The sequence below is a fragment of the Methylobacterium tarhaniae genome, from assembly GCF_001043955.1.
GTDB lineage: Bacteria > Pseudomonadota > Alphaproteobacteria > Rhizobiales > Beijerinckiaceae > Methylobacterium > Methylobacterium tarhaniae.
Genome location: NZ_LABZ01000072.1, coordinates 24,143 through 46,732 on the forward strand (window position 1 = coordinate 24,143; position 22,590 = coordinate 46,732).

Annotated in this window: 26 protein-coding genes; 13 read left to right on the plus strand and 13 right to left on the minus strand. The window is 70.3% G+C overall.

Annotated elements, in window-relative coordinates:
* Positions 1-52: 52 nt before the first annotated feature.
* The 6 genes from ntrX to VQ03_RS11545 all read left to right on the plus strand — a co-directional run bounded on the left by ntrX (position 53) and on the right by VQ03_RS11545 (position 5,487).
* Complete coding sequence (gene ntrX / locus VQ03_RS11525) at positions 53-1,423, plus strand: nitrogen assimilation response regulator NtrX (RefSeq protein ID WP_048451017.1); 1,371 nt, start codon at positions 53-55, stop codon at positions 1,421-1,423.
* A 286-nt stretch (positions 1,424-1,709) separates the two neighbouring features.
* The gene (gene hfq / locus VQ03_RS11530) at positions 1,710-1,964 is read left to right on the plus strand and encodes an RNA chaperone Hfq (RefSeq protein ID WP_048429571.1); all 255 of its coding nucleotides are present in this window, start codon (positions 1,710-1,712) and stop codon (positions 1,962-1,964) included.
* 234 nt (positions 1,965-2,198) lie between these two features.
* Positions 2,199-3,578: a GTPase HflX gene (gene hflX, locus VQ03_RS11535; RefSeq protein ID WP_048451018.1), complete on the plus strand. Its 1,380-nt coding sequence runs from the start codon at positions 2,199-2,201 to the stop codon at positions 3,576-3,578.
* A 177-nt stretch (positions 3,579-3,755) separates the two neighbouring features.
* Complete coding sequence (locus VQ03_RS32995) at positions 3,756-4,082, plus strand: hypothetical protein (RefSeq protein ID WP_157064071.1); 327 nt, start codon at positions 3,756-3,758, stop codon at positions 4,080-4,082.
* Between the two features lie 64 nt (positions 4,083-4,146).
* Positions 4,147-4,314 (plus strand): hypothetical protein, encoded by a 168-nt coding sequence (locus tag VQ03_RS11540; protein WP_245292047.1) that lies wholly within the window; start codon positions 4,147-4,149, stop codon positions 4,312-4,314.
* 12 nt (positions 4,315-4,326) lie between these two features.
* Entirely contained in the window at positions 4,327-5,487 is a 1,161-nt protein-coding gene (locus tag VQ03_RS11545; RefSeq protein ID WP_048451020.1) for an AAA family ATPase, read from the plus strand.
* A 1-nt stretch (position 5,488) separates the two neighbouring features.
* Here the strand turns inward: VQ03_RS11545 and VQ03_RS11550 are convergent, their stop codons facing one another.
* From VQ03_RS11550 to mazG, 5 genes are all read right to left on the minus strand, one after another.
* The gene (locus VQ03_RS11550; RefSeq protein WP_048451021.1) at positions 5,489-6,706 is read right to left on the minus strand and encodes an MFS transporter; all 1,218 of its coding nucleotides are present in this window, start codon (positions 6,704-6,706) and stop codon (positions 5,489-5,491) included.
* A gap of 248 nt (positions 6,707-6,954) precedes the next feature.
* A complete protein-coding gene (locus VQ03_RS11555) occupies positions 6,955-7,944 on the minus strand; it encodes a catalase family peroxidase (protein WP_048451022.1) in 990 nt (329 codons plus the stop codon).
* 92 nt (positions 7,945-8,036) lie between these two features.
* Positions 8,037-8,657 carry a GNAT family N-acetyltransferase gene (locus VQ03_RS11560; RefSeq protein WP_083467941.1) on the minus strand — a complete coding sequence of 207 codons (621 nt, stop codon included), beginning with the start codon at positions 8,655-8,657 and terminating at the stop codon, positions 8,037-8,039.
* Positions 8,658-8,703: 46 nt separating this feature from the next.
* Positions 8,704-9,300 carry a helix-turn-helix domain-containing protein gene (locus VQ03_RS11565; protein WP_048451023.1) on the minus strand — a complete coding sequence of 199 codons (597 nt, stop codon included), beginning with the start codon at positions 9,298-9,300 and terminating at the stop codon, positions 8,704-8,706.
* A 74-nt stretch (positions 9,301-9,374) separates the two neighbouring features.
* Positions 9,375-10,205, minus strand: coding sequence for a nucleoside triphosphate pyrophosphohydrolase (gene mazG, locus VQ03_RS11570; protein ID WP_048451024.1), 831 nt, complete (start codon positions 10,203-10,205; stop codon positions 9,375-9,377).
* A 925-nt stretch (positions 10,206-11,130) separates the two neighbouring features.
* Between mazG and VQ03_RS11575 the strand changes: the two genes are divergently transcribed.
* The 5 genes from VQ03_RS11575 to dapA all read left to right on the plus strand — a co-directional run bounded on the left by VQ03_RS11575 (position 11,131) and on the right by dapA (position 16,119).
* Complete coding sequence (locus tag VQ03_RS11575; RefSeq protein WP_048451025.1) at positions 11,131-12,228, plus strand: replication protein RepA; 1,098 nt, start codon at positions 11,131-11,133, stop codon at positions 12,226-12,228.
* A 454-nt stretch (positions 12,229-12,682) separates the two neighbouring features.
* Positions 12,683-13,225, plus strand: a complete 543-nt coding sequence (locus VQ03_RS11580) for a winged helix-turn-helix domain-containing protein (RefSeq protein ID WP_048451026.1) — start codon at positions 12,683-12,685, stop codon at positions 13,223-13,225.
* Between the two features lie 192 nt (positions 13,226-13,417).
* Positions 13,418-14,743, plus strand: coding sequence for an MFS transporter (locus tag VQ03_RS11585; RefSeq protein ID WP_048451027.1), 1,326 nt, complete (start codon positions 13,418-13,420; stop codon positions 14,741-14,743).
* Positions 14,744-14,986: 243 nt separating this feature from the next.
* Positions 14,987-15,217 carry a hypothetical protein gene (locus VQ03_RS11590; protein ID WP_048451028.1) on the plus strand — a complete coding sequence of 77 codons (231 nt, stop codon included), beginning with the start codon at positions 14,987-14,989 and terminating at the stop codon, positions 15,215-15,217.
* Entirely contained in the window at positions 15,214-16,119 is a 906-nt protein-coding gene (gene dapA / locus VQ03_RS11595; RefSeq protein WP_048451029.1) for a 4-hydroxy-tetrahydrodipicolinate synthase, read from the plus strand. Before VQ03_RS11590 ends, dapA begins: the two co-directional genes overlap by 4 nt.
* Before the next feature lie 321 nt (positions 16,120-16,440).
* On the opposite strand, the gene VQ03_RS11600 is transcribed toward dapA, so the two are convergent.
* The 6 genes from VQ03_RS11600 to VQ03_RS34300 all read right to left on the minus strand — a co-directional run bounded on the left by VQ03_RS11600 (position 16,441) and on the right by VQ03_RS34300 (position 18,935).
* A complete protein-coding gene (locus VQ03_RS11600; RefSeq protein ID WP_048451030.1) occupies positions 16,441-16,722 on the minus strand; it encodes a hypothetical protein in 282 nt (93 codons plus the stop codon).
* Between the two features lie 287 nt (positions 16,723-17,009).
* Positions 17,010-17,318: a phage holin family protein gene (locus VQ03_RS11605; RefSeq protein WP_245292048.1), complete on the minus strand. Its 309-nt coding sequence runs from the start codon at positions 17,316-17,318 to the stop codon at positions 17,010-17,012.
* Positions 17,319-17,438: 120 nt separating this feature from the next.
* Positions 17,439-17,918, minus strand: coding sequence for a nuclear transport factor 2 family protein (locus tag VQ03_RS11610; protein WP_208605499.1), 480 nt, complete (start codon positions 17,916-17,918; stop codon positions 17,439-17,441).
* 154 nt (positions 17,919-18,072) lie between these two features.
* The gene (locus VQ03_RS11615) at positions 18,073-18,360 is read right to left on the minus strand and encodes a hypothetical protein (protein WP_157064072.1); all 288 of its coding nucleotides are present in this window, start codon (positions 18,358-18,360) and stop codon (positions 18,073-18,075) included.
* A gap of 33 nt (positions 18,361-18,393) precedes the next feature.
* Positions 18,394-18,732, minus strand: coding sequence for a baseplate hub domain-containing protein (locus VQ03_RS34295; protein ID WP_208605500.1), 339 nt, complete (start codon positions 18,730-18,732; stop codon positions 18,394-18,396).
* Complete coding sequence (locus tag VQ03_RS34300; protein ID WP_245292049.1) at positions 18,654-18,935, minus strand: DUF2460 domain-containing protein; 282 nt, start codon at positions 18,933-18,935, stop codon at positions 18,654-18,656. Before VQ03_RS34300 ends, VQ03_RS34295 begins: the two co-directional genes overlap by 79 nt.
* Before the next feature lie 242 nt (positions 18,936-19,177).
* Here VQ03_RS34300 and VQ03_RS31835 point away from each other — a divergent pair, with 242 nt between their 5' ends.
* The gene (locus tag VQ03_RS31835; RefSeq protein WP_167376077.1) at positions 19,178-20,479 is read left to right on the plus strand and encodes an adenylate/guanylate cyclase domain-containing protein; all 1,302 of its coding nucleotides are present in this window, start codon (positions 19,178-19,180) and stop codon (positions 20,477-20,479) included.
* A gap of 153 nt (positions 20,480-20,632) precedes the next feature.
* Here VQ03_RS31835 and VQ03_RS11625 read toward each other — a convergent pair whose 3' ends face one another.
* Complete coding sequence (locus tag VQ03_RS11625) at positions 20,633-21,196, minus strand: hypothetical protein (RefSeq protein ID WP_048451033.1); 564 nt, start codon at positions 21,194-21,196, stop codon at positions 20,633-20,635.
* Positions 21,197-21,449: 253 nt separating this feature from the next.
* Between VQ03_RS11625 and VQ03_RS11630 the strand changes: the two genes are divergently transcribed.
* Entirely contained in the window at positions 21,450-21,734 is a 285-nt protein-coding gene (locus VQ03_RS11630; protein ID WP_048451034.1) for a hypothetical protein, read from the plus strand.
* Here the strand turns inward: VQ03_RS11630 and VQ03_RS11635 are convergent.
* Positions 21,705-22,406 (minus strand): phage major capsid protein, encoded by a 702-nt coding sequence (locus VQ03_RS11635; RefSeq protein WP_053078522.1) that lies wholly within the window; start codon positions 22,404-22,406, stop codon positions 21,705-21,707. The two genes, VQ03_RS11630 and VQ03_RS11635, sit on opposite strands and share 30 nt — an antisense overlap.
* Positions 22,407-22,590 lie beyond the last annotated feature (184 nt).

The following is a 22,590-nucleotide window of genomic DNA, read 5'->3' on the forward strand; positions in this document are numbered from 1 at the left end:
GGGTGCGGGGCCGGCCGGCCTGCCACCCGCATCGCGGGGAGGCCCTGAAGCCATGAGCGCCGACATTCTGATCGTCGATGACGAAGCCGACATCCGCGAGCTCGTCGCCGGCATCCTCGACGACGAGGGCCACCGCACCCGGACCGCCGGCTCCTCCGACGAGGCGCTGGCGGCGATCGAGGCGCGCCGCCCGCACCTCGTCTTCCTCGACATCTGGCTCCAGGGCTCGCGCCTCGACGGGCTGCAGGTGCTCGACGTGATCAAGGCCCAGGCCCCGGACCTGCCGGTGGTGATGATCTCGGGCCACGGCAACATCGAGACCGCGGTCTCGGCGATCAAGGCGGGCGCCTACGACTTCATCGAGAAGCCGTTCAAGGCCGACCGGCTGATCCTGGTCGCCGAGCGGGCGCTGGAGGCCTCGCGCCTCAAGCGCGAGGTGCGCGACCTCAAGGCGCGCTCCGGCCAGGCGAGCCGCATCGTCGGCGCCTCCGTCGCGGCCAACCAGCTGCGCCAGACCGTCGAGCGGGTCGCCCCCACCAACGCCCGGGTGATGATCTCGGGCGCGCCGGGCTCCGGCAAGGAATTGTCGGCCCGCACCATCCACGCCGCCTCGTCGCGGGCGAACGGGCCCTTCGTGGTGATCAACGCCGCCACGATCACGCCGGAGACGATGGAGGCCGAGCTGTTCGGCGTCGAGGCCGCCGACGGCAAGCCGCGCCGGGTCGGGGCGCTGGAGGAGGCCCATGGCGGCAGCCTCTACATCGACGAGGTCGCGGACATGCCCCGCGAGACCCAGAACCGCATCCTGCGGGTCCTCGTCGACCAGAACTTCCAGCGCGTCGGCGGCACCACGCGGGTCCATGTCGACGTGCGGATCATCTCGTCCTCGTCGCGCGACCTCGCCGAGGAGATCGCCGGCGGGCGCTTCCGCGAGGACCTGTTCCATCGCCTCAGCGTCGTCCCGATCCGGGTGCCGTCGCTGGCGGAGCGACGCGAGGACGTGCCGGAGCTGATCGCGTTCTTCATGGAGCAGATCTCGGCCGCCACCGGCCTGCCGCAAAGGCGCATCGCCGCCGACGCGATGGCGGTGCTGCAATCGCACGACTGGCCCGGCAACGTCCGCCAGCTGCGCAACAACGTCGAGCGGCTGATGATCCTGACGCAAGGCGATCCGGAGACCGAGGTCACGACCGAGATGCTGCCGAGCGAGGTCGGCGCGCTGGTGCCGACCACCCCGAGCGGCGCCGGCGGCGAGAAGCTGATGAGCCTGGCGCTCCGCGAGGCGCGCGAGATCTTCGAGCGCGAATACCTGGTGGCGCAGATCGCCCGGTTCTCCGGCAACATCTCCCGCACCGCCGAGTTCATCGGCATGGAACGCTCGGCCCTGCACCGGAAGCTGAAGTCGCTCGGCATCGGCGCCTGATCCTTCAAGGGGCGGGATCCGGGCCCGGCATTTGGGGATGCGGAGCCCCGGCCTTTCTGCTAGGCGGTCCTGTGGCCCGAGCGCGACAGGATCGCGGGCGCGGCCGGATGCGGCAGATTCGGCGGCCCGGGGATTTCCCCTGCGGCCAGTCTGCACTTGCGCCCGGACGAGCTTCACCGTGTAATGGGGCGGCCGGTTCCCGGGGTGGCGCGCCGCGCTTCCCGCAACACAACAACACGGACCGACCCGTCGACAGGACTGGCAGCGGGTTCAAAGGACAAGAAGAATGGCGGGCGAACGCGCTCAGAATCTGCAGGACACCTTCCTCAACCACGTTCGCAAGAACAAGATTCCGCTGACGATCTTCTTGGTCAACGGCGTGAAGTTGCAGGGTGTCGTGACCTGGTTCGACAACTTCTGCGTGCTGCTGCGGCGCGACGGACACTCGCAGCTGGTCTACAAGCACGCGATCTCGACGATCATGCCGGGTCATCCCGTGCAGCTCTTCGAGCAGGGCGAGGAGGGGGCCGAGAAGGCCTGATCCCATCCCGGGGAAACCGGCGCGAGCGGCGTGGCCTGCCAAGGCCCCGCAGGCTCGCCCATGCCAGTGTCCAGGCCGCATCGTGCGGCCTGTTTTTTGTCGGCCCCGCCTCTTCGTCGCCGGAGCTTGCGAATCCGGGGCCGCGGGCGCGCCCTGCCGCTTGATTATCGCACGCGCTCATCCAACCTCTGTCCGATGGACTCCCGATGGATTGCGGGAGCAGCCGGAGACACGATGGAACCGCGGATACCGGGCGAGATCCGCCTGCAGCGCCAGGCCGAGCCGGAGGCCGCGATCGCGGCCGAGACCCGCACGCTGGTGATCGGCCCCTACCAGACCCGACGCGATGCCAACGGCGAGCCGCGGCCGCCGCTCGCCCGCCTCGACGAGGCGGTGGGGCTGGCCGCCGCGATTGAGCTCGACGTTGCCGACAAGCTCCTCGTCACCGTCCAGCAGATCCGGCCCTCGACCTATCTCGGCAAGGGCCGGGTGGAGGAGATCGCCGGGCGCGTCGAGGCCGAGGGCATCCGCCTCGTGGTGATGGATTGCGCGCTCTCGCCGGTGCAGCAGCGCAACCTGGAAAAGGCCTGGGGCGTCAAGGTCATCGACCGCACCGGCCTGATCCTAGAGATCTTCGGGCGCCGCGCCTCGACCCGCGAGGGCACGCTGCAGGTCGAGCACGCGCACCTCGCCTACCAGCGCAGCCGGCTGGTGCGGTCCTGGACCCACCTCGAGCGCCAGCGCGGCGGCTTCGGCTTCCTCGGCGGCCCGGGCGAGACGCAGATCGAGGCCGACCGGCGGATGATCCAGGAGCGGATGACCCGAATCGAGCGCGAGCTGGAGACCGTCACCCGCACCCGCGGCCTGCACCGCCGCTCCCGGCGCCGGGTGCCGTACCCGATCGTGGCCCTCGTCGGCTATACCAATGCCGGCAAGTCGACCCTGTTCAACCGCCTGACCCGGGCCGAGGTCCTGGCCGAGAACATGCTGTTCGCGACCCTCGACCCGACCGCCCGGGCGATCAAGCTGCCGCATGGCGAGACCGCGATCCTGTCCGACACCGTCGGCTTCATCTCCGACCTGCCGACGATGCTGATCGCCGCCTTCCGGGCGACGCTGGAGGACGTGATCGAGGCCGACATCCTGCTCCACGTCCGCGACATCGCCCACGAGGACGCGGAGGCGCAAGGGGCCGACGTGGCGCAGGTCCTAGCCGAGCTCGGCATCGAGCCCGACGCCGACCGCATCATCGAGGTCTGGAACAAGGCCGACCTCCTCGACGAGGCGGAGCGCGAGCGCCTGCTCAACCTGAGCCGACCAAATGGCAAGGAGGGGCCGAAGCCCGTCCTGCTCTCGGCGCTGACCGGCGAGGGCATCGACCGCCTGATGAGCCGGATCGAGGCCCGGATCGCCGCCGCCCGCACGAGCTTCGCGGTGATCCTGGAGCCGGCGCAGGGCGCCGAGCTGCACTGGCTCTACGAGAATGCCGAGGTGCTCGACCGCCGCGAGGATGCCGAGGGCGCGATGCACCTCGTGGTCCGGGTCGCGCCCGAGAAGGAACCGCGGTTCCTCAACCGGTTCGGGGCGGCGCGGCGGTTGCGAGGGGGTGGGTAGGGCCTCCCGAGCGATCGCGACGGGTCGCCCTCTCGCCCGCCGGACGACGCCCGGGTCGGATGGCAAACGAAATCCACGTTTCGTGAACGTGACGCATGTAGGCTCGCGATTGGACGGTGACGATGTGCATCGCCACCGATTCGGGACAAGAGCTTCACGCATGACCATCCTCGGCCGATGGCCGCTCCTGATCGTCATGGCGGGCCTGTGCGTGAGTGCTGGTGCCTGCAGTTTCCTCACGAGGACGGAGGCACCTCCGCGAGCGGCCGGACGCTCTCGGGCTACCTCGATGGCCGTTCTATCGACTTCAAGGCGAGAGACGGCCTCGAATGTCGCGGTTCGTACAAGCACGGGTTCTTCGGCGGCGAAGGCAGCGTGCGCCGCTCCGACGGCAGGACCGGCACCGTCTCGATGGTATCGACCCAATCGCTTCTCGGCCCGGGTCACAGCGAAGGACGCGGCGAAGGGATGATCGGCGATGAAAGGTTCGCATTCACCTACTGACCCGATATCCGTTGTGCGACACGGTGAGGGAGGGTCGCAGTTCCGCAATCTCGACAGCGTCCTGGTGACCATCCCGGTCACGACCGACGACGGCGACGCGATCCCCGCCGGTACCAAGAGCACGATCGTCGGCATCTGGCGTGACGGCGCCGCATACGAAGTCGAATCCGCGCAGCCGCTCGGCGCCCTGGTCACGGTGGCGGTAGACGATCTCGCTCCCGTCTCGCCCTGAAGCGAGACCGCCATGCCGATCCACCGCCTCGCCATCTCCGGCTACCGCTCCTTGCGCGATAGCGTGCTCGGCCTCGACCGCCTGACCGTGGTGACGGGGGCCAATGGCAGCGGCAAGTCGAGCCTCTACCGCGCGTTGCGCCTCCTCGCCGAGGTCGCCCAAGGGCGGGCGATCCCGTCGCTCGCCCGGGAAGGGGGCTTTGCCTCGGCGCTCTGGGCCGGGCCGGAGATGTTCGGGCGCCAGGTCCTGTCCGGGGCGCGGCGGGTCGAAGGCACGGTGCGGCGACATCCGGTCGAGCTGAAGCTCGGCTTCTCGGACGACGGGTACGGCTACGCCATCGCGCTGGGCCTGCCGCCGCCGAGCTACGAGGGCACGTTCTTTTCCCAAGACCCCGAGATCAAGGCCGAGAGCGTCTGGACCGGGCCGATCGTCGGGCGGGCCAACGTCTTCGCCGAGCGCCGCGGGCCGCTGGTGCGCCTGCGCGACGGCACCGGCAGCTGGACCGAGGCCTTTCGCGATCTCGCCGCCTTCGACAGCCTGATGACCCACGGCGCCGATCCCCGCGATGCCCTCGACGTCCTGGTGCTCCGCGAGCGGATGCGGGCCTGGCGCTTCTACGACCATTTTCGCACCGACCGCGACGCGCCGGCGCGCCGGCCGCAGGTCGGCACCCGCACGCCGGTCCTGGCCGGCGACGGCGCCGACGTGGCGGCGGCGATCCGGACGATCATCGAGATCGGCGACGGCGACGCCCTCGACGCGACCATCGCCGAGGCCTTCCCGGGCTCGACGCTGTCGGTCGCAGTCAGCGACGGGCAGTTCTCTCTGGAGCTACGCCAGCACGGGCTGCTGCGGCCACTGCGGGGGCCGGAACTCTCCGACGGAACCCTGCGCTACATCCTGCTCGCCGCAGCCCTGTTGTCGCCGCGCCCGCCCGAGCTGATGGTGCTCAACGAGCCCGAGACCAGCCTGCATGCCGACCTGCTGGCGCCGCTGGCCGGGCTGATCGCGCGGGCGGCGCAGGACACGCAGGTCCTGGTGGTGTCGCACGCCGCCGCCCTGGTGGCGGCCCTGGAGCGGCAGGGGGCGGCCCGCATCACCCTGGAGAAGCGCCTCGGCGAGACCCTGGCGCCGGACCACGACCCGCCGTCCTGGGTCTGGCCGACGCGGTGAGTCACGCGGCCGCGAAGCGGCGCCCGCGCAGATGCGCGGCGAGCCGGCGCCGGCCCAGGCAGAAGGCGCCCGAGACGATCAGACAGTAAAGGCCCATCCCGGTCACGATCCCGGCAAACGGCACGCCGGCATCGATGAGCAGGCCCGACAGGAAGGGGCCGAGCGCCGTGCCGAGCACCATGATCGCCACGATGGCGCCGCGGATCGCCCCGAGATGGCGGGTGCCGTAGACCTCCGGCCACAGGGCGCCGAACAGGGTGAGCGAGATCCCGTCGGTGACGCCGTAGAGCAGCATGAAGGCGAAGGCGGCCCATGGCGCGCCGATCCCGCCGAGGATCAGGCAGGCGAGGCCGAACGGCACCAGGTAGAGGGGCAGCAGCGCGAGGCCTGAGAACCGGTCGACGAGGCGGCCGGCCACGAGCAGGAAGACGAGGGTCGCGACCGCGTAGGGCGGGAAGGCGGCAGCCAGGACCTCCGGCGGCCAGCCCCGGCTCTCGGCGAGATGCGCCTGGTGGAAGAAGATCGTGTTGCCGATGAAGGAGGGCGGCAGCATCGCCAGGAGCAACAGGTAGAGGAACGGGTCGGCGAGGGCTTCAGCCCGGGTCGCCCCCGCGGCCGGCCCGGAGCGCGCGGTCTCCTCCGGCACCCGCTCGCGCCGCACGAGATGGCGGGCGAGGGGCAGGGCGACGAGGACCAGAAGCACCGCGATGCCGAGCCAGGGGCCGCGCCAGCCGAGGAACGCGGCGGCCGCGACGAAGCCGAGGGGCAGGCAGGCCTGGCCGGCATTGAGCCCGAGGGCGGCGAGCGACACCGCCCGGCCGCGCTCCGCCGAGAACCAGCGCCCCAGCAGCGTGTAGGCGGTCTGGAGCATCAGCCCCTGGCCGGCGAGGCGGAGCAGGAACAGGCTCGAGGCCAGGATCGGGAGGTTCGGCGCGAGGGCGAGGCCGGCGGCCCCCGCCGCCAGCAGGCCGGCTGCGAGGCTCACCACCCGTTGCGCCGGCCAGCGGTCGATGAGCCCGCCGAGCCCGGCGAGCGCCAGGGCCGAGGCCAGGGTGACGCCGGCATAGAGCGCCCCGAAGGCCCCGTCCGACAGCCCGAATTCCCGCCGGATCGCCCCGCCCGACAGGGCGACCACGAAGGTCTGGCCGAAGCAGCCGCAGAACAGGAGCAGGAACCCGGCCGCGAGCCAGCGCAGGTTGGCCTTGAGGAAGGGGAGCATGGGGGTGGGCGTAGCGGAGGGATGGACCGCCCGCAACGACGACCTCCCCTGGTCGTCAGAAATTGTACGACCCTCCCGGGGCTGCAGCCTCAGCAGGCCCGCTTCCACCTCTCCGGGTCATTCCGGGGCCGCGCAGCGGAGCCCGGAATGACATGGCGGGTGTCAAACCTGTCGGAGACGATCGGCCGAACGGGCTGTGATCTCGACGTGCGGCCCGATATCCTGCCGGGCTGCACGCGCTCCATTGCTCACTGCGACCGGCGGCCGAACGAGATCGCGTAGGCCTGGACCCGGGCGTCGATCAGCGGGTCGTCGGAGACCTCGACGCCCTCCGGCAGGTTGTTGGGCATGAACAGCAGCGCCTTCTCGGCGGTCTGGCTGTCGGGCACCGCCTTGGTCAGGGTCAGGGTGCCGAGATCGACGAGCCGCCGGTCCTCAGGCCACGGCACCGTCGAGTCCTTCGTCGGATCGCCCGGCTGGGCGATCTGGGCCAGCACCCGGAACGCCACGGGCTCCTTGGCGAGCCGCGCCGGCAGCTCCTCGACGAGGTAGTTCGGGCCCTTGGCCCTGGCGTCGTCGGCGCTCAGGATCTCCTCGCCGGCCACCGGCACGATGCGGTAGCGGAAGGCGTTCCGCTTGCCGGCGGCGTCGACCAGCACGAAGGCGTTGACGCCGTGATAGACCTGGCGGGCGAAGCTCGACGGGGTCCTGGCGGTGGCGAGCGCCTTCGGGGCGGCCGGATGCGCCGCCATGAACTGCTCGACCGGGGTGGGCTTCGGCGCGTCGGGGCCGCTCCTGGTGATCGCCACCAGGAGATCGCGGAATTCCTCGCCGGTCGCGACGGGGAAGAACTTCAGCGAGTTGGTGACGACGTCCATCTCGGAGCCGTCGGCGGGCTTGAACTTGATCGACAGGCCGTGCGGGTTGGCCTCCAGCGCGCCGTCCGGAATCTGCGGCAGGCCGGTCGCGTCGGAGAAGCGCACGGTCACCGGCACGGCGGCGCCGGAGAACACGCTCGCCTTGCTCAAGGCGGCAGCGTCCTTCGACGGGGTGAAGCGGCCCTCCACCACCACGCCCTTGGCGTGGTTCGAGCGCTTGCCCGGATGGTCGCCGAAGATCTTGGTCATGGCCGCGATGGTCTGCTCGGCCGTGGTCGCGGCGTCCTGCGCGAGGGCGGGCGCGGCGGCGAGCGTCAGCACGGCGCCGAGCAGCGCGCCCCGGATCGTGGCGTGGGTCATGGTCGGTGATCCCCTCACAGGGCCGAGTCGGCCCGACCCGACATGATCCGACCGTTCGATTGCGCGCAAGCGATCGGCGATTCAAAACTTCGTCAAGTTCCAATCTGGCGCGCAAGCTCCGGTCCGTGCGCAAGTTGTCCCTGGGCAAGCTGTCCCTGGGCAAGCTGTCCATGGGCAAGCTGTCCATGGGATGGTGCCGGCAGCCGCTTGTGCATGAAGGTGCAGGGCTCCGGGACGCCCTCCGGCGAGCAGGCATAGTCGGGCACGACGCCGGTGACGGCGTAGCCGAGGGAGCGATACAGCGCCTCTCCGGCATCGTCGGCCCGCGTGTCGAGGATCAGGAGCGAGCGCCCCTCGGCCAGGGCCAGCTCCTCGGCAGCGAGCATCAGCGCCCGGCCGAGGCCGCGGCGGCGCGCAACCGGATGGACCAGCACCTTGGTGATCTCGGCCCGGTGGCGGCCGTTCGGCGGACCGGCGAGGCCGACCTGGGTGCTGCCGAGGATCCGCCCCTCATGACGCGCCACCAGCAGCCGGCGCGCGCCGCCGCGCAGGGCCGGCAGCCCCTCGCGCCAGAACGCCTCGGCCTCGGGCAGACCGAATGGCAGCACGAAGCCGATGCTGGCCCCGTCGAGCACGCAGGCATGGAGGAGCGCGGCGAGGTCCGGCAGGGCGGCCTCGGCCTCGGCGGGGGAGAGGGTCTCGATCGATGTCATGGCTTGGACCTCCCGGCTGCGCGGATGGCGAGGCTCATGCGCGGACTCAGGGCCGGCAGATCGCGATGAGGTAGCGGGCCTCCGGGCCCGGACAGGAGAAGCGCGAGGCGCCGGCGAGCTGGTAGCGCAGGCAATCCCCCGGCGAGAGGGCGTGGGCGACGCCGTCGAGGGTGAGGTCGAGCCGGCCCTCCAGCATCCAGAGGTGATGCTCGAGGCCGCCGACCGGCGGCGCGGCATAGGAAATGGCCGCCCCCTCCGGCAGGGTGCCGAGGACCATCTCGGCGGAGAAGCCCTTGGCCGGGGGCGAGACGCCGCGGCGGCGGAATCCGGTCTCGGGATCGACCCAGACGCTCTGCTCGTCGTGGCGCACAAGCCGGGCCGGATCGGCCTCGACCTCGGCCAGCAGCCGCGACATCGGCCGGCCATAGACGGTGCAGAGCCGGCCGAGCAGCGAGGCGGTCGGGCTGGTCTCGCCGCGCTCCAGCCGCGACAGGGTCGCCCGGCTGATGCCGCTCGCCTGCGCGAGCGCGTCGAGGGACAGGCCGTGCTCCTGGCGCAAGGAGGCGAGGCGGGCGGCGAGGCGCAGGTCGATATCCGAGGCCTGAGCGTCGGGCACGGAATCGAATGGGAGAACATCTCTCATGAACGAGAAATTCTCTCACATACGGACGGCGGTCAAGCCCGGCCGTATCGCATCTCTCTCTGGGGAGGGCGCCCTCAGCGCTCCCGCCGCTTCACCGCGACCCAGGCCGCCTCCATCGCCGCGAGGCCGGCCTCCCTCAGGGTGTGGCCGTCCTTCGTCACCTCCGCCTCCATCGCCGAGAAGCGGCGCTGGAACTTCAGGTTCGCCCGCCGCAGGGCCTCCTCCGGATCGACGCCCGCGTGGCGGGCGAGGTTGGCGACCGAGAACAGCAGGTCGCCGATCTCCTCGGCCACCGCCTCCGGCCCTTCCCCGGCCAGAGCCTGCGCCACCTCGTCGGTCTCCTCGCGCACCTTGGCGATGACCTCCGCGGCGTCCGGCCAGTCGAAGCCGACGGAGGCCGCCTTGCGCGAGATTTTTTCCGCCCGGGCGAGGGCGGGCAACGCCAGGGGCACGCCGGCGAGCGTGCCGGTGGCCGTGTCCTCGGGCTCGGATCCGCCCGCCCGGGTCTTGTCGCGCGCCGCCTTGGCGGCGCGCTCCTCAGCCTTGATCGCCGCCCATTGGGCATTCACCGCGTCGGGGTCGAGGCCGCGGACCTCGCCGAAGATGTGGGGGTGGCGGCGCACCATCTTGTCGGCGATGGCGGTGGCGACGTCGTCGAAGGCGAAGGTGCCGGCCTCCTCGGCGATCCGGGCCTGGAACACGACCTGGAACAGCAGGTCGCCGAGCTCGTCGCGCAGCTCCTCCGGGTCGCCGGCATCCACCGCCTCGGCGACCTCGTAGGCCTCCTCGATCGTGTAGGGGACGATGCTGGCATGGGTCTGCGCCAGGTCCCAGGGACAGCCGCCCTCCGGGTCGCGCAAGGACGCCATGATTCCGAGAAGCCGCGCGATCGGGGTGGTGCTCATGGTCGCTCGCCATCCGCCCGCGCCGCACCCGGCGGCGCCGTCAGCCCGCTCATAGGCGCCCCGGGGCGCCCGGGGAAGCACCCGCGCCGGCGGGGCAGGGGCCTGATATTCCTCGCTTATTCCGTAAATTCCAACGCTGCGTCGATTGTATCCAATCCGCGCCGAAGGCGCGCCATGGCGTTCTTCAAAACGAACCCTCTCTCGGGCCTATAGGTGACTTATCAGTCATGGAGTCTCAGAGAGTCAGTTATGTGGATTATATGGAGGGGCAAATTCCACTGACGTGACAACGGTTTGTCGGGTGGTTGCGCATACGGGTCTGCGTGGACCGGCATCGGACTCTGCGTGGAGGCGCATGGGATTCTGCGGGGATTCCGGGGGTTCGCGCATCGGATTCGGCGTGGCCGCGCATCGGATTCGGCGTCGAGCCCCGCCCAAGCCCTCGGAAACCGGCCGGTTTCGCGCCGCCCCCGCGTATCGAACTCTGCGCAGGCCGCGATCCCTCGATCCGGCCCCGTATCGAACTCTGCGCCGTGCCGCCCACCGCCCGTCCACCGGCTCGCCCACAGGCTCCGGCCGGGCCCGGCCACCGCCTGTCCCGGACCGGCCCACAGGGCCGTGCACAGGCCGCCCACAGGCCCGGGGAGGGCAGGGGCATCCCATCCGCCGAAACGGGGCGGCGGGCTCCTGCGGGGCTTCCGGCGGCTCCCACGGGCCTCGCGGCGGGCAGGCATCGGAAGCCTGGCGGGAATCCTGGTGGGAGTGCTGGCGGGATAACGGGCGGGATAACGGGGACGAGTCGTGGGAATCTTGGGATAACCCATCCCCGACCCCGGAATCCCGGGATCGGAATCGTGCATGAAGGTTTGGACCCATCACCGGCGGGGAGCGCCGCAGGCAAGGTCGTCAGGCAAGATCGCAAGGCATGAGCATCGAGGCCAAGATCGCGGCGATCCACGACGAGGACCTCCTGGCCGAGCTGGAAGCGGCCCGGGGCGGGTTCCTGTTCGCGGTCATCGTCGAGCACATCGCCCACCGCCAGGCCCTGCGCGACGCCGAGCGGGCGGAGGCCGGCCGCAAGCAGGAGGTCCGCGCCGCGATGGGGCGCGACCAGCGCCGGCGCGACGCGGTCCGGATGGTGATCGAGGCCGAGCCCGTGACCCCGGACACGATCCAGCACATCCATTCCGTGCTGGCGCTCTGCGGCCTGCCCTACCGCGATCCCGGCGAGGAGCGGGAATTCTTCCGGGAATACGGCCGCAACACGCTCAGCATCCTGGCCGGACGGCTGAAGAACCCGGCGACCGGCCAGATGGAGCTGCAGGGGCTCCCCTACGGCCCCAAGGCCCGGCTGGTGCTCCTGCATCTCTGCACCGAGGCGGTGCGCCAGCGCAGCCCCACGGTCGAGGTCGCCGACAGCCTGTCGGGCTTCATGCGCGAGATGGGCTTCGCCGTCACCGGCGGCGAGCGCGGCACCATCCGGCAGTTCAAGGAGCAGCTGCATCGCCTGGCCGCCTGCACGATGCAGATCGGCCTCTGGGACGGGCAGTCGCGCTCCTCCACCATCACCATGCCGCCCTTCCGCCAGCTCGACCTCTGGCGCTCTGGCGGCCAGGACGGCATCGCCTGGTCGAAGACGGTGCAGTTCCACCAGGATTTCTACGACAACCTGGTCCAGCACGCCCTGCCGGTCGACATCCGGGCCGCCCGCGCCTTCTCGGGCTCGGCGCGCAAGCTCGATCTCCTGTTCTGGATCGGCTACCGCCTGCGCGGCCTGCAGCGGCCGTTGCGCCTGAGCTGGGACACGGTCCACAAGCAGTTCGGCGCCGACAACGCCTCCCTGCGCAGCTTCCGCCAGGCGTTCAAGGCCGACGTGGCCCACGTCAAGGAAGTGTTTCCGAAGCTGCCGATCAGCCTCGACGAGGCCGGCCTGCAGCTGATGCCGACCGATCCCGGCACCCTCCTGGTGCCGCCCAAGCCCGCCCGCCGGAAGGCGGCCATCGCGAGGGCCGGGGCGGCCTGAGGGGAGGGCGGGGCGCGCCGATCCCGGTTGGGCCCTGCGGCACGTCGTGATCCATGGGGGTCGAGGGGGCCGGGGAGACGGCCCTCGATCCTGCGTCCCACGGAACCGCGGCGGACGATAAGGCGGGAATGATCCAGCTCTGTGGAATATGGAATGTTTCGCATTCATTCCACTCACTCGTTGAGGGCGGTCCTTCGATCCAGCCGGAGCCGCCGCCCACGCGCGGGCAGAACGGTCGGGGCCCAGGAGCGGCGCAGGACGTCTCCTCTTCCCGCGCCGGACCGTGTTCCGGACGGGCTCGGCGCGGGAGGGAAGATCCGGGAGCGAGGCGGCCGCCCGGCGGTGGATCGCGCCCGGACAATCCGACGGACGCCTTGCACTTTTGCGGAATATTCCTATTCTGTGCATTCCAGGCTTCGGCAATCGCATGTCTGGAATATTCCAAGAGGCCAGCATGTTCCTGTCGGAAGCGGAAACGGAGGCCCGTCTGGACGACCTGCGGCGCCAGCGCGCCGCCCTCGACCGGGCCATCGCCGAGCACGAGCTGTATCTCGACCTCGGCCGCCGCCTCGCCCGGCCGGGCGGCGCCGCCGAACCGGCTCGCTCCGTGCCCGCGCCGGTGGAGCCGCCGCGGCCGGATCCGGCATCGGGCGCCGCGGCCGGATCGCCGCGGGCAGAGCCTGCCCGGTCGCTCATCCCGGAGCCCATGGTCGCGACCGCCCGGCCGCCGGCCGGCGACCCGCCCGGCTCCTCGGCGCCCGACGGCGCGACGGCGCGCCAGGAGGGCCGCCGGCTCATCGAGGCGGCGGAGGACATCCTGGCCGAGGCCGGGCGGCCGATGCATGCCGCCGAGATCTGGGAGCGGCTCGCCGCCCGCGGCCTGACCCTGCCGGGCCACGATCCGGTGGCGGCCCTCAACACCCGGCTGTGGAAGCGCGCGAAAGGCGGCACCGTCTTCCGCCGCCTCGGCGACGCCGTCTACGGGCTCGCCTCCTGAACCCGGAATCGATGCGACAAGCTCGTCTGTCAGTCTCTGGTCGATGCTGCCCGCGCATCGACCCATTCACCCTTTGACTTGGACCTCTCCCCGGGCCCGCCCCTAGTCTCCCGTCCCGGAACGCCCCTCTCGGCGCATGCGGGGCGCGAACAAGACGCCGCCGCGGCCCTCGGGCCGCCCGGGAGGAGAGTCATGAGCGCAGTCCTCGGCCTCGCGGCCGCGAAGCGGAGCCGCATCCGCCTCGGCATCCTGGCGATGCTGTTTTCCGCCACCGCCATCAACTACGCCGACCGGGCGACCATCGCCATTGCCGGCCCGGCCATGGCCAAGGATCTCGGCTTCGACGCCGTGACCATGGGCTACGTCTTCTCGGCCTTCGCCTGGTCCTACGTGCTGGCCCAGCTTCCCGGCGGCTGGCTGCTCGACCGCTACGGCGTGAAATGGGTCTACGCCGCGGCGATCTTCCTGTGGTCGGCCTTCACGCTGATGCAGGGGGCGGTCGGCTTCTTCTCCGGCTTCGCCGCCGTCGCCGTGCTGTTCTCCCTCCGCCTCGCCGTGGGCCTCGCCGAGGCGCCGGTCTTCCCGGCCAATGCCCGCATCACCGCGGCCTGGTTCCCGTCCGACGAGCGCGGCATGGCCTCGGCCTTCTTCAACTCGGCGCAATACTTCGCCACGGTGCTGTTCGCGCCGCTCATGGGCTGGATCGTCCACGCCTTCGGCTGGCAGCACGTCTTCACGGTGATGGGGGCGCTCGGCATCGCCTTCGCGCTGCTCTGGACCCAGGTGGTGCACGGGCCGCGCGAGCATCCCGGCCTCGGCCCGGCCGAGCGCGACGATCTCGAGCGGGGCGGCGCCCTGATGGACATGGAGGGGCGCCGGGCCGAGACCGCGACCCGGGCCGGACGCACCCTGCGCCAGCTCCTCTCCGAGCGGATGCTCCTCGGCATCTATGTCGGCCAGTACTGCATCAACACGCTGACCTACTTCTTCCTCACCTGGTTCCCGGTCTACCTGGTGAAGGAGCGCGGCCTGTCGATCCTGCAGGCGGGCTTCGCCGCGACGCTGCCGGCCCTGTGCGGGTTCCTGGGCGGCATCCTCGGCGGCGTGATCTCGGACCAGCTCCTGCGCCGCGGCTACTCGCTCACCGCCGCCCGCAAGATCCCGATCGTGTCGGGCATGCTGCTCTCGATGGCGATCATCGGCTGCAACGTCGTCCAGGCGGATGCCCTGGTGGTCGGCCTGATGGCGCTCGCCTTCTTCGGCAAGGGCATCGGGGCCCTCGGCTGGGCGGTGGTCTCGGACACCTCGCCGAGAGAATCCGGGGGCCTGAGCGGCGGCCTGTTCAACACCTTCGGCAACCTCGCGGGCATCACCACGCCGATCGTCATCGGCTACATCGTCCACGAGACCGGATCGTTCAGCGGCGCCCTGGTCTTCGTCGGCCTCAACGCCCTGGTGGCCGGCCTGTGCTACCTCGTGGTGGTCGGCGAGATCCGCCGGGTCGAGCTGCGGCCGTGACGTCGCCATCCCTTCCGATCCCGCCGTGCGGGGCAGGGGCCTGATCCGCCTCCTCGTCGGTCTCGTCCTCGCCCTCGCGGTCCTCCGCGGGGGCGTCGCCGTGCTGCGCGGCCTGCTCGGGCCGCCGGCAAAACCCCACGGCGCCTTGATATCGTCGCCGCTCCCTCCACCTCGATCCTTGACGGGAACCGGGACACCTTGAGCGGGCGGCCGCGGGACGGCCGCGCGAACCCCGATCCCGCGATGCCCCCCTCCCTGGACGCCACCGCGCCGGCCCCGAGCCCGGCCCGTCTCCCCCTCGCTTTCCTCGTCGGCCGGAGCGCCGAGGGCCATTGGCTCGCCGTCGAGACGCACGGCCTCGGCGGCGGCATCTTCCGCACCTGCCGCGACGCGCTGCATTACGCCGCCGCCGAGACCGGGCGCCGGCCCGACGCGGTGCGCCTCGCCAGCACCACCCTGGCCCTCGTCCCGTGAGATCCGCGCAGGGGCTCGGCGGTGCGCTCACCGCCCTCGTCACGCCCTTCACCGCGGGCGGGACCCGGCTCGACGAGCGGGCGCTCGGCGATCTCGTCGCCTGGCAGGTCGCGCAGGGCATCGAGGGCCTGGTGGTCGGCGGCCCGACCGCCGAGGGGCCGACCCTGACCGAGGCGGAGCGCGACCGGGCGCTGCGCGTCGCCCTCGCGGCGGCCGGGGGCCGCGTGCCGGTGATCGCCGCGACCGAGAGCAACTGCACCCGCACGGCCATCGCCCGGACCCGGGCGGCGGAGGCCGCCGGGGCCGACGCCACCCTGGCGGTCACGCCCTACTACAACCGCCCGACGCAGGAGGGACTCTACCGGCATTGCGCGGCGATCGCCGCGGCCTGCGACCGGCCGCTCCTCCTTCACGCCAATCCGGCCCGCACCGGGATCGACCTCCTGCCCGACACCCTCGCGCGCCTCGCCGCCCTGCCGGGGATCGCAGGCCTGGTCGATGCCGCCGGCGACCTCGCCCGGCTGGGCGTGATCGAGCGGGCGCCCGGCCCGGACGTCCCGATCCTCTCCGGCGACGATGCCACGGCCGCCGCCCACCGCGCGATGGGCGGGCGGGGCTGCGTCTCGGTCGTCGCCAACCTGGTGCCGGGGCCGTGCGCCGCCCTGCAGCGGGCCGCCCGGGCCGGCGACCACGCCCGCGCCCGGGCGATCCAGGCCGGACTGGGGCCGCTGATCGCGGCGCTCGCCCGCGAGACCGATCCGGGCCCGGTCAAGCTCGCCCTGGCGCTCCTGCGCCCGGGCTTCGCCCCCGATCTGCGCCTGCCCCTGGTGCGGCCCCGTCCCGAGACCGAGGCCGCGCTCGCGGCGGCGCTCGACGCCGCCCGCCCGGGGGAGGCCGCGTGACCGACCCCGATGACGCCCTGCGCGCCCTCGGACGCGCCCTCGCCGCGGCACGGTGGCCCCGATCCAAGACTTGCCGATCCACACAGCGGATCGAGGGCGATTTCGGGCTCGGTCGAGCAGGCCTCGACATCGTGTCGAGGGCCGGCCGAACGGCGAAGACGACCTCACGGAGGTCCCTTCATCCCCCGGCTCCGGGATGAGGTCGAGAAGGGGATATACGGTCCGGCCGACCGCCTCGAACCGGCCCGGAGGATCGGATCGCTCATCGCGCGACCCACCCGCGGACGGTCCCGCTTCCGGACCGGCGCCGAGATCCCCGGCTCAGCCCCCGTCCGCCTCGTGCGCCTCGCGCACGAAGGCGGCCCGCGCCTTCCCGTCGGGCGCGACATCCCTCGCGCGGCACCAGGCCAGGAAGGCCTCCGGCTCGATCCGGACGCGGACCACCGCCACCCCGCTGCGCGACACCTCGCGCTCGACCTGCGTCGCCGACATCTGCCAGGCGGCGTAGCTCTCGGGCAGCCCGGAATCCGTCATCGCCTCCCGGATCCGGGGATAGTCGCCCGGCTCGTACCAGGCGATGCCGACGCTCCTGGGGCGATCCATGGCCCAGCCTCTCACGGAACACGGGCCGCCAGACCGCCCGCGCCGGCCAGTGTGGCCGCACCGGGCGCGGACGCAACCGAAAACCTGCCCACAGAAAAAAGGCCGCCCTTGCGAGGCGGCCCGAAGTCTAGGGAGGAAACGCCCAAAGAGGGCAGCACCGCCGCGACGCCATCGCTGCGGTGCGAAACCGTTATCTCATGTTGCAATGCACGCTGCAATCGATTGCACTGCACAAGAGCCCTGCTCGCAGCGCATGGATGAAGCCCGCGCTGCCAGAGCCGGCCTCGCTACCGCCGCACGTCCATCTTCCGCCATCCCCAGGCCGTGAGCATGGCGGCCGCCACGGCGAAGGGTGAGGCGCCGATCACCGCCGCGATCGCCTCCGAGCCAATCAGCGCAGCGAGACCCTTCACCAGGGCCATCAGCAGCAGGAAGCCGCTGACGCAGGCGAGAAGCACGATCGCACCGCCCCACAGGGCCCATCCCGAGACGACCCGGGCGATCCGGTCGGCCTCGTCGGAGAACAGCGTGATCTCCTTGACGGCCAGGCTGCTCGCGAGGCGAACGGCCTCGACGACCAGCCTGATCGTGCTCACCTGCCGGTCGGATCGCACAACTCACGCTCCCGCTGCGCCATGACCGACCATGACCGAACGTCGTGGCGGCGAGCGGAAACGCCCGAGCTTGACCAGTGTTCCCGCGAGACCGCCTCGCGATCAGGCGGGCTTGAGCGGGCAGCTCTGGCGGGCGAGCAGCCGCCATTGGCCGCCATCCTTGAGCCAGACCTGCAGAACCGCGATGTAGGAACGGCCGGTCTCGCCGCCAGGCAGGATGTCGGCGCCATCCCAGACATGGCGGACCATGGCGTTGTCGCCGACGACCTGGATCCACTGTTCCGAGAAGGTCAGCGACTTGTAGTTGGTCTTGCCGGCGAGGCTGGCGATGAACTGGGCCTTGGTCTCGATCTTGCGGCCGCTGGAATGGCCGTAGCTGAGCTGCGGATGGGTGAGGGCGTCGAGCGTCTTGGCGTCGCCATCCACGATCGCGACGCGCAGGGCCTCGAGCTGGCGGGCCACCACCTCGCCCTCGTCCGCGGCCGAGGCCGTCCCCGCACCGACCGCGAGCATCGGGGCTGCCAGCCCCGCGGTCATGCCCGCCAGCAGGACCCGCCGCGAGCACGTCTCCGTCTGTTCCATCGTTTCCCTCCCGCTCCAGGGTCGCCGGGGGATCGATCCCGCCGGCGCCGCGCCGTCCCGCGCTGTTCGAGCTTAGCCCGAGGCGGGGCATCTGGCCACATGCGGGCCCGGACGGGAGACCGGGTTTCGCCCCGGGGAGCGGGAGCGCTCGATATCAGGGACGGGACCGGGGCGCTCCGGCGGCACCCGGGCCTGCCGCGGCGGCGCGTGCCGCCGCGTCGAGCTCGCCCTGGCAGGGCGGACTGATGCGGTCGTAGTTCCGACGCAGGCAGGATTCGATGCGGCGCGTGTTGGGAACGTCGCCGGCGCACAGCGTCATCGCATCCGTCATGCAGGCCAAGCGCTGCCGCTCCGTCCCTTGAGCATTCGCCCGCTCGGCAGGCACGAGGAGCGCGATCGCTCCGGCCGCTGCCGCCAATGCGACGGCGCGGGTCAACGGCATCGACATTCGACCTCTCCGGCTCTTTCCGGCGGGTCAACACCGGGCCGCGCCGTCCGGTTCACGGCAAAGCTGGGTTGCGTGGCCGGACGAGCAGGGCGGCCGGCCGGAGCTGCGCCCGACCCGCACGGCAACACGGTGCGCAATTCGCTTGCTTCGTCCGACATCGGCACCGGGGATCCGGCCGCGCACCTCGTCGGCGAAGGCGGCGGGCCCGCGCGAGATTCCACCCACGGTGCCGGAGAGGACCAGCACCTGGTCGGCCGGGCTCGCCCAATCGACGCGCCGGACCGCGATCACGGCGCCGTCGAACAGGCCGCGGGCGAGTTCCGCTTCGGCCAGGCGCCCGCTGGTGAGCGCCCCGACGATCTCCAGGCTGTCGGCGGCAGGGGCGGCGCAGCTGTGATCGAAGGTGTCGCGCCGGCGAAAGCCGTGGAGGGGCCGCGGCGCTCCTCGACGAAGGCGATCAGCACGGCGACGACCTCGGCCGAGCGCAGGGCGGGTCCCGCATCGTAGCGGCGGCGGGGGTGGCGCCAGAGGCTGTTGCGCTCCTCGTCGCCGGAGCCCAGCGTGACGATCTCGGTGCGCCGCTCCGGCCCGCCGCGGGAGCCGTAAGGACAGGGCGAGGGGAAAGCGCACCTCGTGCGGCGGCCTGCGAAGGAAGGGGGCTGTCATGGCCAGGAGGCACCCCGGCCAGCGTGACTGCGTGAGGAGCAGCTTTCGATCGCACCGCGATCGGGAACAGCTCTGGACGCGGCTCCAAAATTCTGAGCGGATACCGGGTGCGGAATGGCCCGATCCGTATTGGCATGATCAGATCATGGGCCATCCAGCGATCATGAGGGGCAAGATGCTGACGTTGTCAAATCGCGTTTTGTTTCCATGGTTTGATAACGAAGATGAGAATTCGTTTCTTGAATATTATGCTGAAGAAACCATCACATCTCTGAAGTATGCTTTGACCGCCACTGTCGCTCTTCATCTGCTTTTGATGATATCAGATTGGCTCGCATTCAGGGAAGAATTCTTGATTCTGGCCTATTATCATCTTTATATAATAATTTCCTGCGGCATGGCTGTGCCCATGTTCAGCATGCCATTGATGAAGAAACATCTCTTTGTTTTGGTTCCCATATTCTGGATACCGAGCGCCATGGCAATTGCCATTGTAATGTACTTGGTCGACAAGGCGTTTGATGCCTATATATGCGGTGTTGTCTTTACGCTCCTATATGCGTGTTGCGCTGTAAGATTGCTCTTCTTGAGTGTTGTCGTATGCTGCTTGCTTCAAGTCGCATTTATCAACATAGCTCTCTTGGCCAAATCGGCCGGCGCCGATGCGTACACATACACAAATTTTATCATGATATACGCGGTTACAATCGGTCTCGTTCTGAGTTTTACGATCGAATTTCTTGCAAGGCGCAACTTCATTCTTCGCACTAAGCTCGATAGCGAACGAGCGAAGTTGGATGCGATATTGCGCGACATCCTTCCCGCATCGATACTCTCTCGGATTCGTTCCGGGGAGCGACGGATCGCTGATTTGAGCAGTCCGGTGACGATCTTGTTCGCAGACATTGTGGGATTTACGAAGTTTACACTGGAGCAAAGACCGGAATTTGTAGTCGATACGCTGAATGATTTATTCACGCAACTTGACGAGATTGCCGCTCGCCACGGAGTTGAGAAAATCAAGACTGTCGGGGATGCCTACATGGCGGCCGTGGGGATCGGCGATGCTGTCGAGAAAGACGCAGCGTCGATGGCCGAGTTTGCGCTGGATGCTCGAGATGCGGTTGCAATGTTGGGGAAACATCGCGGCATCGAGCTGAGATTGAGATTTGGTATTGCGACCGGGCGCGTGGTCAGCGGTGTGATCGGGAATTCGCGACCCGTCTTCGACACGTGGGGCTTGCAGGTCAATCTCGCCAGTCGTCTGGAGGGACTGGCTCCGCCCAATGGCATCCTGCTGGATAAAGACACGACAGATGTCATATCAGGGCGCTACGAAGTGTCCGACAACGGCCTTCGAGACGTGAAAGGTATCGGACATGTTCCGACATATCTTCTCGTCGGGCGAGGTGAAAACAGCAGAAGCAAGTTTTCGATCGATGACTGACCTATGACGAGCGTGCGCGGCTGCACCTCCTTCCAAAGGGCGTCGTAGCCCGATACGGGCGCGCCTCTTAGGTACGAACTCGCCGTTCGAGAGCAGGGCCGGGGTCACGCACCGGGCCGCCGCCGGCGAGCCGGAGCGCGCCGTCGGGGCCGGTCACGTCGCCCCCGGAGCCGGGCGTGCGGGTGAACAGGTCCTCGACGAGACCCGAGACCGTACCGGTGATCCCGCCGACGGCGTTCGCCGCCGGCGCCGTGCCGAGGAGGCCGGCGAGCGGGCCTGGCCGGTGAACAGCGCCTGCAGCGTCGCCCGGGCGATCTGCTTCTCCAGGCCGCGCAGCACCTCGCCGAAGCTCTTGCCCTCCAGGATCGCGTCGGCAAAGGCGTCGGAGAGCGCCTGGCCGACATGCCGGGCGCTCTCGGCGAGATGGCGCTCGGCCTGCTCCAGGTCGGCGAGCTTGTCCTTGTCGCTGGCCGCGGCGGCTCGGATGCGGGCAGTCCGCTCGCCGGTGAGGGTCACGCCCTCGGCCCTGGCGACCTCCTCGGCCTTGGCCAGCTCGATCGCGATGCGCTTCTCGGCGTTGCAGAGGTGGTAGGCCTCCAGCTCCGCCTCGAGGGCGGCGGTGGATTTCTCCAGCCCGGCGATCAGCGTCTCGATCAGGTCCTGCGTCTCGGCAGCTCCGCTTCGGCCCGCTCCGCCCGGGAGAGGCCGGGAGCGCATTCGGCCGGTCGCCCCGCGGCACGAGGCTGACCGCGAGCGGATTGCCCTCCGCCGCCTCCCGGCATCCGAACTTGCAGGATCATGCCTTCGAGGCCCACGGATACGAGTGTTCCGCCTGCCGACGACGTGAGCGCGTCGTTCAATCTGAGGATGCGGCGAGACTGGAATGCGCCGATAGAGAGCGAAGACGAAAAGATCGAAGCGACGTCTCTGCTCGGTCGATCATCCAAAATAACCCTTCAGGGAGGGAACAATGCGCTTGCTCCATGCGCCGCTGACGGCGGTGTTGCTGCTTGCCTGTGTCGGATCGGCCGCCGCGCGCTGTCCCCTGTACTTGCCGATGCGGGTCGGGCCGACGACCGGGAACCCGGAGAAGGACACGGTCGGGCTGTTCTGCGCGCAACCGGAGGCCGGCCTGCCGGTGGCCTCCGCCGGGGGCGTCCGGTCCCTGGCCCGGGTGGGCGCCGTGATGGGCGATGCCGAGAAGGACACCGTCGGCTTCGCACCGTCATCGGGCACGGAGCAGGCTGCGCGGTGAGCGGCCCGTCCCGGGCGGCCGGGCCGACCGGGCTCCGGCCTCAGCTCGCCGGGTGCTGGAACGCCTTGATGGCGTCGTTGCTGGCGTCGACCGGGCCAGGAACGCCACCTGACCCTTCTCCAGGTCCTTGCTGTCCGCGAAGCGGAACAACGTCACCGCCATCACGTCGCGGATCAGGTCCGTCTTGAGGTCGCCGAACAGCAGCGAGCGCGGAGGCGCCCATCGGCGCCAGAGGGGCCGGCCCTGGCTGTCCCTCAGCTTCTTGAGCGCCTCGAGGGTGGCGTCGTGGAACATGAACCGGCCGTCGCCGCGACAGGCCGGATCGACCGCATGCTCGAGGTCGTCGTAGGTGACCGCCCCGGTCCGGCCCGCCGCCGCGGTGACCACGCCGCGGGGCTGGCCGGTGCCGGTCGCGAAGTGCCGGTTGGTGATGCGGGTGGCGAGCGCCACGTTGATGGTGGGCTCGATGTCGACGCGGGGGTCCTGCAGCAGCTCGAGCGGCACCAACACGGTCTTCGAGCCGTACGTGTAGGCGCCGATGCTGACGGTGCCGAAGGCGATGTCCTGGCCGCTCGCCGCCAGACTCTCGCCGACGATCTCTCCCCCCTGGCCGGTCTCGTCACGGGCTTTTGCCGTGCGCTCCCCGCGCAGGGCTTGGATCGACTGCGTCATGATGGGGCGGCGTGAGAGGCCCAGAAACGCGAAAAGCGCCCCGATCGGGGCGCTGAACTTTGCAAAGCGGCTTGCAAACCGAGGGCCCGACACCCTCAAGAAGCAAGCCTAAGTGCTTGATTTGAATGGTCGGAGCGAGAGGATTCGAACCTCCGACCCCTAGTCCCCCAGACTAGTGCGCTAA